This is a genomic window from Streptomyces sp. NPDC051364 (genome assembly GCF_040682115.1).
Taxonomy (GTDB): Bacteria; Actinomycetota; Actinomycetes; order Streptomycetales; family Streptomycetaceae; genus Streptomyces.
Map to the genome: position 1 here is coordinate 67142 of NZ_JBFBAH010000031.1, position 8558 is coordinate 75699.

8 protein-coding genes are annotated in these 8558 nt (G+C 72.6%); 1 reads left to right on the forward strand and 7 read right to left on the reverse strand.

Translation table 11 applies throughout. The features are described from left to right. Positions 1–177: 177 nt before the first annotated feature. The 4 genes from egtD to egtA are packed head-to-tail and all read right to left on the reverse strand — an operon-like array spanning position 178 to position 4791. Positions 178–1212, reverse strand: coding sequence for an L-histidine N(alpha)-methyltransferase (gene egtD / locus AB0M76_RS35930; RefSeq protein ID WP_365956944.1), 1035 nt, complete (start codon positions 1210–1212; stop codon positions 178–180). Beyond that, positions 1209–2039, reverse strand: a complete 831-nt coding sequence (gene egtC / locus AB0M76_RS35935) for an ergothioneine biosynthesis protein EgtC (protein WP_365956945.1) — start codon at positions 2037–2039, stop codon at positions 1209–1211. The genes egtD and egtC overlap by 4 nt, the downstream gene beginning before the upstream one ends. Then, positions 2039–3445, reverse strand: a complete 1407-nt coding sequence (gene egtB / locus AB0M76_RS35940) for an ergothioneine biosynthesis protein EgtB (protein WP_365956946.1) — start codon at positions 3443–3445, stop codon at positions 2039–2041. The genes egtC and egtB overlap by 1 nt, the downstream gene beginning before the upstream one ends. Next, complete coding sequence (gene egtA / locus AB0M76_RS35945) at positions 3442–4791, reverse strand: ergothioneine biosynthesis glutamate--cysteine ligase EgtA (RefSeq protein ID WP_365956947.1); 1350 nt, start codon at positions 4789–4791, stop codon at positions 3442–3444. Before egtA ends, egtB begins: the two co-directional genes overlap by 4 nt. Before the next feature lie 130 nt (positions 4792–4921). Between egtA and AB0M76_RS35950 the strand changes: the two genes are divergently transcribed. Next, positions 4922–5764, forward strand: a complete 843-nt coding sequence (locus AB0M76_RS35950) for a TIGR02452 family protein (RefSeq protein WP_365956948.1) — start codon at positions 4922–4924, stop codon at positions 5762–5764. A 105-nt stretch (positions 5765–5869) separates the two neighbouring features. On the opposite strand, the gene AB0M76_RS35955 is transcribed toward AB0M76_RS35950, so the two are convergent. Genes AB0M76_RS35955 through AB0M76_RS35965 form a run of 3 tightly spaced genes read right to left on the reverse strand, consistent with a single transcriptional unit; the run spans position 5870 to position 7536 of the window. After that, complete coding sequence (locus AB0M76_RS35955; RefSeq protein ID WP_365956949.1) at positions 5870–6334, reverse strand: type II toxin-antitoxin system PemK/MazF family toxin; 465 nt, start codon at positions 6332–6334, stop codon at positions 5870–5872. 46 nt (positions 6335–6380) lie between these two features. After that, positions 6381–6815 (reverse strand): ester cyclase, encoded by a 435-nt coding sequence (locus AB0M76_RS35960; RefSeq protein WP_365956950.1) that lies wholly within the window; start codon positions 6813–6815, stop codon positions 6381–6383. 52 nt (positions 6816–6867) lie between these two features. Next, positions 6868–7536, reverse strand: a complete 669-nt coding sequence (locus tag AB0M76_RS35965) for an O-methyltransferase (protein WP_365956951.1) — start codon at positions 7534–7536, stop codon at positions 6868–6870. Positions 7537–8558: the final 1022 nt, after the last annotated feature.

Genomic DNA, 8558 nt, shown 5'->3' on the forward strand with positions numbered 1-8558 from the left:
CGCGTACCGGCTGCCGGACGGCAGCCTCGCCGCGGCGCCCGCCTTCGTCGGGGACGATCCGCTGACCGCCTCCCTGTGGCGGATCGCCCGGGCCCGCGGGGTACGGGCCGAGGTCCGGCTGCTGCCGCGGATCCCGCCGGGCCGTCACCCGGACCGGCGGGAGCTCGCGGCAGCGGCTCAGGCGGCGCTCGCCTCCGACTCCGTCCCCGCCTCCTCACTGCTCGCAGGGGTGCCGGCCCAGCCGGGCGCGCCGTCGGCCACCGCCAGGGACAGCGCGAAGCGGCCCTCGGTGTCCGTCCACCACTGCGTCAACTCCAGCCCTGCCTCGGCCAGTTCCTTCCGTACGCCCTCCTGACGGAACTTCGCGGAGACCTCCGTCAGGATCTCCTCACCCGCCGCGAACGGCACCACCAGATCCAGCGCCCGGACCTTCACCACCAGTTCGGACCGGGCCCGCAGCCGCATCTCGATCCACTCGTGCTCCCGATTCCACACCGCCACGTGCGCGAAGTCGTCGGTGTGGAAATCCGCGCCCAACTCCCGGTTGACGACGGCCAGGACGTTCCTGTTGAACTCGGCCGTCACCCCTTGCGCGTCGTCGTACGCGGCCACCAGGACGGCCTCGTCCTTCACCAGGTCCGTCCCCATCAGCAGGGCGTCCCCGGGCGACAGCATCGCCCGTACGGAGGCCAGGAACGCGGCGCGCTCCGGCGGCAGCAGATTGCCGATCGTGCCGCCGAGGAACACCACCAGCCGCGGGCCGGGAGCCGGCGGCAGTTGCAGCGGCTTCGTGAAGTCGGCCACCAAGGCGTGCACGTGCAGGCCCGGGTGCTCCGCGAGCAGCGTCTCGGCCGCCCCCTCCAGGGCGCTCCCGCTCACGTCCACCGGGATGTACGTGTCCAGAGCGGGCATCGCCTCGATCAGGTGCCGGGTCTTCTCCGAGGAGCCGGAGCCCAGCTCCACCAGCGTGCGCGCCCCGCTCGCCGAGGCGATCTCCCCGGCCCGTGCCAGCAGGATCTCCCGCTCGGCGCGCGTCGGATAGTACTCCGGCAACCGGGTTATCTCCTCGAAGAGGTCACTGCCCCGGGCGTCGTAGAACCACTTGGGCGGCAGCACCTTGGGGGACATCGTCAGTCCCTGCAGGACGTCCGCGCGCAGCGCGGTCTCGGCGGAGTGCTCGTCGAGGGTGCGGGTCAACTGGAAGTCGCTCACTGGGAGGTCTCCTTCAGCGGGGTCAGGACGACCCGTGTGCCATGGGTGGTCAGCAGGGTCCGGTCGGGTACTTCGCACCAGCGGGGGTCGTCGTCGTACGGCTCGGACGCCACCACGATGCGCTGCGCCGCGGTGTCGGCGGGAGGTGCCGTGTCGGCCGGACGCGCCGCACCGGCGGGATGTGCCCCGTCGGCCGGATGCACCGTGTCGGCCAGGTACCAGAGCGAATCGCCCCAGGCCGTCGCGGCGATGCCGGTGCCGTCGGTCAGCAGCAGGTTCAGCCGGGAGTCGGGCGAGGCCGCCGCGACCTCCCGCACCGGCTCGGCGAGCGCCGTGCCGAGGTCGTCGCCGCGCTGCAGCCGGTGCAGCACCAGCGCCCAGATCAGCGCCGAGTCCGTGCCCGCGGCCAGTGACAGCAGCTCCCCGGGCGGCAGGGCGGCCGCGAGCGGCGCCACCGCGTCCGGCCAGTCCCGCACCGCGCCGTTGTGGCTGAACAGCCACGGCCCGGACGCGAACGGCGCCGCCGCGGCCTCTCCGTCCGCCCCGAACACGGTGGCGTCCCGTACGGCGGCCAGCGCGGTCCGCGTCCGTACCACCCGGACCAGATCGGCGAAGTTCATGTCGCCCCAGATCGGCCCGGCCCGCCGGTAGCGGGCGGGGACCGGGTCGCCCTCCGCGTACCAGCCGACGCCGAAGCCGTCGGCGTTGACCGTACCGTGGCGCTGCCGACGCGGCTCCCAGGACTGCCGTACGAGGGAGTGCTCCGGCTCGCTCAGCAGCCGGGCCAGGGGCACCTCCGGCCCCAGGAACGCGATATGCCGGCACATCAGACGTCCCTCGCGGTCCGGAAGCCGGAGAAGATCTGCCGGCGCACCGGCAGGTCCCAGTTGCGGAAGGTGCCCCGGCAGGCCACCGGATCCACGGCGAACGAGCCGCCGCGCAGCACCTTGTGCTCCGGTCCGAAGAACACCTCCGAGTACTCGCGGTACGGGAAGGCCCGGAACCCCGGGTACGGCAGGAAATCGGAGGACGTCCACTCCCACACGTCGCCGATCAGCTGGCGCACCCCGAGCGGGGACGCCCCGGCCGGGTAGCTGCCCGCCGGGGCGGGACGCAGATGGCGCTGGCCGAGGTTGGCGTGCGCGGGGGTCGGGTCCTCGTCGCCCCAGGGGTAGCGGGTGGAGCGGCCCGTGGCCGGGTCGTGCCGGGCGGCCTTCTCCCACTCCGCCTCCGTGGGCAGCCGTCGCCCCGCCCAGCGGGCGTACGCGTCCGCCTCGTACCAGCTGACGTGCAGCACGGGCTCGCCGGCGGGCACCGGCTCGGTCACGCCGAACCGGCGGCGCAGCCACTGCCCGGCCTCCCGGCGCCAGAACAGCGGTGCCTCGATCCCGTGCCGGCGTATCTGCTCCCAGCCTTCGGCGGCCCACCAGCGCTCGTCCCGGTAGCCGCCGTCCGCGATGAACGCCTGGTACGCGGCGTTGGTCACCGGCACCGTGTCGATCCAGAACGGCCCGCTGTCCCGGGTGTGCGCGGGCCGCTCGTTGTCCAGCGACCACGGCTCGGCCGACGTGCCCATCGTGAACGGGCCGCCGGGCACCAGGACTTCGGGTGCGGGCGGGGCTGCGCCCTGCGACGGATCCGGATCCGGGGCGGTGAGCACCGGCCCGCCTCGGCGCAGCTGATGGGTGATCAGCATGGTCTCGTCGTGCTGCTGTTCGTGCTGGGCGATCATCCCGAAGGCGAAACCGTCGTCCAGCAGCGCGGAGCCCTCCAGCGCAGTGCGCTCCAGCAGGTCGAAGACCCGGCCGCGCACTTCGGCCGTGTAGCGCCGGGCTTCCGCCGGCCCCAGCAGGGGCAGCTTCGGCCGCTCGGAGCGCGGATGCTGGAAGGCGTCGTAGAGCGGGTCGATCTCGGGGTGCAGGGACTCGTGCCCGGCCACGTTGCGCAGCAGCCAGAGCTCCTCCTGGTTCCCGATGTGCGCCAGGTCCCACACCAGCGGGGACATCAGCAGGGAGTGCTGTTCGGTGAGGTCGCGGTCGCTCACCGCGTCGGTGAGGAGCGCCGTACGGGCGCGGGCGGCGGTCAGGGCCGCGAAGGCGCGCTCGCGCAGGTCTGCGGGGGAACGGTCGGCGTGCGTCGGGTCCGTGTGCGTCGGGTCGGCGTGCGTCGGGTCCCCGGGTATCGGATCCGTGTGCGTCCGGTCCGCGGAACCGGCGGAAGGTGATGCGGTCATGAGCGGGCCCCCGTCCCGGTGAGCTGCAGGAATCCGTCGTCGGCCGGGGAGCGGCCGCGGAGTGCGAAGCGTTCCGTGAAGGCGCCGACCACGTCCTGGACGTGCCGGCTCGCGCCGAGCCGCGGCAGCGCCTCGGCGGCGGCCCGGAAACAGGCGGCCGCGGCCGTGCGCAGCTCCGGATCGGCCAGGCCGTGCCGTGCGGCGGACTGCCACAGCGGATTGCGCGGCGCGGGCTGCGACCCGTGCGTGTCGGCCAGCGCCTTCGCCACCCGGTACGCGCTCTCGGCGGCCTCCGGGTCGTCGAACAGCGCGTGCACGACCGCCACCGGGACCAGCCAGCCATCCTCGCCGGGCTGGGCGTCGATCATCCGGAACTCAAGGTGGCCGCGCGGGCGCACCGGCGGGAACAGCGTGGTCAGGTGGTACTCCAGGTCCTCGGCCGTGGGCGCCCGTAGGCCGTCCGGGCTAGGGGTGCCGTCCGGGCCCCGGGTACCGTCGGCGCCGTCGCCGGCGGCCCGGACCCAGTCGCGGAAGGTCAGCCCGCGCGGGGCTGCCCAGGGGCCGCCGTCGTGCGACCGCACGCACATCACCTCGGTGTCCAGCGCGTGCCGGGTCCACCCGGCCCGCGGTTCGGCGTCCGGCGGCGGGGCGAGCGCCCGCCGGGCGTCGATATCGCTCCAGATCCCCTGGCGGGAGCACCGCCAGCCGGCGTACGGGCCCTCGTGCGCGGGGGAGTTGGCGAAGGCCGCCACGAACACGGCGCCCAGCAGATGGGCCAGCCGCCAGCGCCGGCCGTACCCGAGGGGGCCCGGTTCCTCGTACCCCGCGTCCACGCAGACCTGTACGGAGGCGGAGGAGCACATCATGGCGCGGCCGGCCGGGCCGGTGCGGTCGAAGTGGCTCTCCATCGCGTCGTAGCGCGGGCTGGACAGCAGCCGGCGCAGTGGCAGACGCGGATCGCGGCCGGTCCCGCGCAGGACCAGGCCCTGGGATCTCAGGGCGGACCGTACGGCGGTGAGATCGGCCTGCAGGCCGTCCAGGCAGCCGGAGAGGGAGGGGGCGGGAGCCGAGCTGAGCTCGAGCTGGCCGCCGGGCTCGATGCTGAGCCGGGAATTCAGGGGCAGGGCGCGGGCCGCGTCGTGCGCGGCGGTGAGCCGCTCGGGCGGAAGTATCCGACCGGGCCGCTCCGCGTCCAGTACGAGCCATTCGAGCTCGGCACCGACGGTGCGGGGCGGGCCGGTCTTGAAACAGATGCCGTGGATCAGGTCCTCGGCGGCGGTTTCGCTCAGCGCGGCTGAGGCACCTGGTGTCTGAGGGGTGGGTGGTGCAGGTGAGTCCAGAGGCATGGACGGGTCTCCTGTCCAGTGTTGTGACTTGACCATGCCTACCCGTCCTTGTCGACCTGAAAGGTGGAAACGGGCCACCGCGCGGAAAAATCTATGGCCGCGCCTGAACCGCACTGCCGATGATGGCGACATGAGCAGCAGATTGCGCGAGATCGCGCGGGAGAACGCGACCATCGTGGCGGCCGGTGGATACCGGACGCGGTCGGGGCGGCAGGTCTCCCTCGCCGCCGCCCTGGCGGAAGCCAGGGCCGGAACCAGGATATATGGGCCAAACCAGGTCATTCCAGATGAAAACCTCCCCGCTGGGCGCGGTGAAACGGCTGTCGAAGTTACGGGGGAGAGCAGCACGGTCGCAGCCCGTAGGCTCGCCGCGGACGGTCCGGCGCCGGTCTCCGGGGCTGCGGTGGCCGTCCTGAACTTCGCCTCGGCCCGCAATCCCGGGGGCGGCTACGTCCGCGGGGCCAAGGCCCAGGAGGAGGCGCTGTGCCGCGCCTCGGCCCTGTACGAGACCCTGCTGGAGGCCCCGGAGTACTACGAGATCCACCGCGCGGGGCGCAGCACCTTCTACACCGACCGGGTGATTCACTCGCCCGGGGTGCCCGTCTTCCGCGACGACCGGGGCGAACTGCTGGACACCCCGTTCCGGGCGGGCTTCCTCACCTCCCCGGCACCGAACGCGGGCACCATCCGCCGCCAGGAACCGGAGCGCGCCGCCGAAATCCCGGCGGCACTGGCCCGGCGTGCGGAGCGCGTCCTGGAGACGGCGACGCTGCACGGGTACCCGCGGCTGGTGCTGGGGGCCTGGGGGTGCGGGGTGTTCCAGAACGACCCCGCGGAGGTCGCGGAGGCCTTCCGGGCACTGCTGGCGGGACGCTTCGCAGGGGTCTTCGAACGGGTGGCGTTCGGGATACTGGACCGCAATCCGGGGCCCCGGGAGGCGTTCGAGCGGGCTTTCGCGGGGTTCGGGGGGTAGGGGGCCTGGCTCGCGCTGCCCGCAGCGCAGGCCGACACCTGGCCGCACTGCGCCGAGACCGGGCCGGCCGGCCTCGGCGGCTGATCTGCGGCCGCGCCCTGCCGGCTACCGCCAGCCGTAGCGCTCGCGGAGCCGGTTCACGACCAGCTGGAACCGGCCCCGGTCCAGGGCGCACGCCTCGCGCCGCATACCCGCCTCGTGCACGCGCAGCACCCGGTCCACGTCGACCCAGGACTCCCGCCCGGCGCTGTCCCACGGCCCGGTCCCGATCGGCACCCACTCCCGGTCGTTGTCGTGCCGCTTGCTGGACAGCTGTACGGCCAGCAGCGTCCGCCCGCCCGCCTCCCGGGCGACGACCAGCACCGGGCGGTCCTTGCCTCGGCCGTCGTTCTCCTCGTAGGGGACCCAGGTCCAGACGATCTCGCCGGGGTCCGGATCGCCGTCCTTGTCGGGCGCGTACTCGGTGCGCACCGGCCCGATGGCATGCGGATCGGCCTCGGTGGTGGCGGTGGCCCCGCCGCGCCCGGGCTGCTCGATGGGGTCGGAGCTGTGGTGGGAAAGTGCCGTCATTCGGGTGAGGTTACTTGTTCGGGCCCCCTCGGCGCGGCAGCGTCGGTCAGTCGGCCTGCGGCCAGTCCCAGCCCAGCTGGAGGAAGATCCCGAGGCGGTCGCTGACCGCCCGGATCTGTGCGATCTTCCCCTGGGCGAGCGTGAAGATCCAGATGGCCTCCACCTCGAACTCGCGGCCGGTCGGCGCCGGCATCCGCGGATGGGTGCCGTTGTGCGTGCCGCGCTGGGTGACGCGCGCGACGACACGGTCGCCCTCGCCGACGAGTTCCTCCACCTGGACGACGAGCGGGTCGAAGGCGGCGAGCTGGCTGCGGATGCCGTCGAAGGCGGCGCCGGGCTCGTCGGCCTCGCCATGGATGATCTTGTTGTGGTCGATGACGTCCGCAGCCATGAACTCCGCCAGATCATCCGGACGGCGCCCGCTGACGGCGGCGAAGAAGCCGAGGACGGTCTGCTTGTTGTCTTGCACGATCGTGCTCATGTCGTTCCCCTGTGGGTCGTCGGTCGACGCGAGCATACGAGGGGCGTGCAGGTCAGTCGGTGACCAGGGCCAGGACGAAGCCGTCGTAGCCCTTGCTGCCGACGGTCTGGAGGGCGGTGGCGGTCAACCTCGGGTGCTCGGCGATGAGTTCGGTGAACCGGCGGACGCCCTGGACGCGCGGGTCGGTGCTGTCCGGATCGACGACGGCGCCGTCGCGGACGACGTTGTCGCCGATGATGATGCTCCCGGGGCGGGTGAGCTCGAGCGCCCACTTCAGGTAAACCGGGTTCGACGGCTTGTCGGCGTCGATGAAGACGAGGTCGAACGGGGCCTGGTCCTTGAGCTCGGGCAGCAGGTCGATGGCCCGGCCGCGCCGGATCTCGACGACCTCGTCCAGCCCGGCCCGGGCGATGTTCGCGGCGGCGACGTCGGCGCAGTGCTCGTCGACCTCGAGCGTGACGAGCCGCCCGCCGGCGGGCAGGGCCCGGGCCAGCCAGATGGTGCTGTAGCCGCCGAGTGTGCCGATCTCGAGGATGGTGCGGGCGCCGTGGATGCGGGCGAGGAGATTGAGCAGTTTCCCCTGATTCGGAGCCACTTGGTGCGCGGGCAGCCCGGCGGCATCGGAGTCGACGTTCGCCGCGGCCAACGCCTTGTCCTCTTCGACGAGCAGCCCGCCGAAGTAGTCGTCGACGGCGGTCCACGTCTGCTGATGCTGAGCCATGAGTGCTCCTGCTTCCCTTCGCTTTGCGCTCTCGCCGGCGATTGGTTCCCGAAGGAAACTTATATGAGATCGGGGATCTTTCAACGGGTTGTTGAGGGGGTGGGGGCGGGGTGGGGTGGGGTGTGCTGGCTCGGGGGTGGAGGGGTTGGTCGGGAGGGTCGGGTGGGTCGGGAGGGAGGTCCTGGGCGGGGTTGGAAGCGCCGGTCGGCACGTCTGGGTGGGTTCGTGTACGCGGCGACGGAACGGCCGGCCGGGACCTCCGGGGCGGGGTCTGTCGACTCGGCGTCGGCGTGTGTCCGGGGGCGTCCCGTCAGTCCACTGTCCTTCCGTGTCGTGCCGGCCCGTCAAGGGCGCTCTCTTCGTTCGCGTCGCTTCGCGATGGCCTTCGGCCATCCTTGACCGACCGGCCCGCCCCGGAATGCCATAAGACTGCCGGGAAGCCCCCGAAGGATGGCCGGGGGGTTCAGGGTTCCGACCTGCCCAGATCGGAGATGCCGAGCAGGGGCCCCTGTTCATCCGCACCCAGCTCACCAGGACCACCGGGTCGGGCCGGTGATGGGGGCGCGGGGAGGGGACGGCTCCCTGAAGGGCCCATAGGAGCCTTTCCGGGTCAGGGTGGGGTCAACCTGCAACAGGCAGCGGCCAGATGCCCGTGCCGGTAGGGGTGGGCCCGCAGGCGCCCCAGATCGCTACGCGCTTCTCTCTGTTTGGCGTCCGACGGCCGTCTGGGGCTGGACATAGGCCGCCCAGATGCTCCCATGGGCGGCTTTTCGAGCGCCTGCGCGCCATGTGGGGCGAAAAGCGGGCGAGAGGGAGCCTGATGCCGGACTTCTCACCCTCTGACTCCGGTAGGACGTCTTCTGGCGCTCAGCTGGCTAACAAAAGGGGCAAACGACCCGCAGTCGCGTGCCGGGCTGCCTCTGTGCTGGTCGTGGGCGGCCTATGCCCAGCCCCAGACGGCCGCCGGCCGCCGGACGCCAAGCGATGAGAAGCACGTAGCGATTTGATGCGTCCACGGCCCA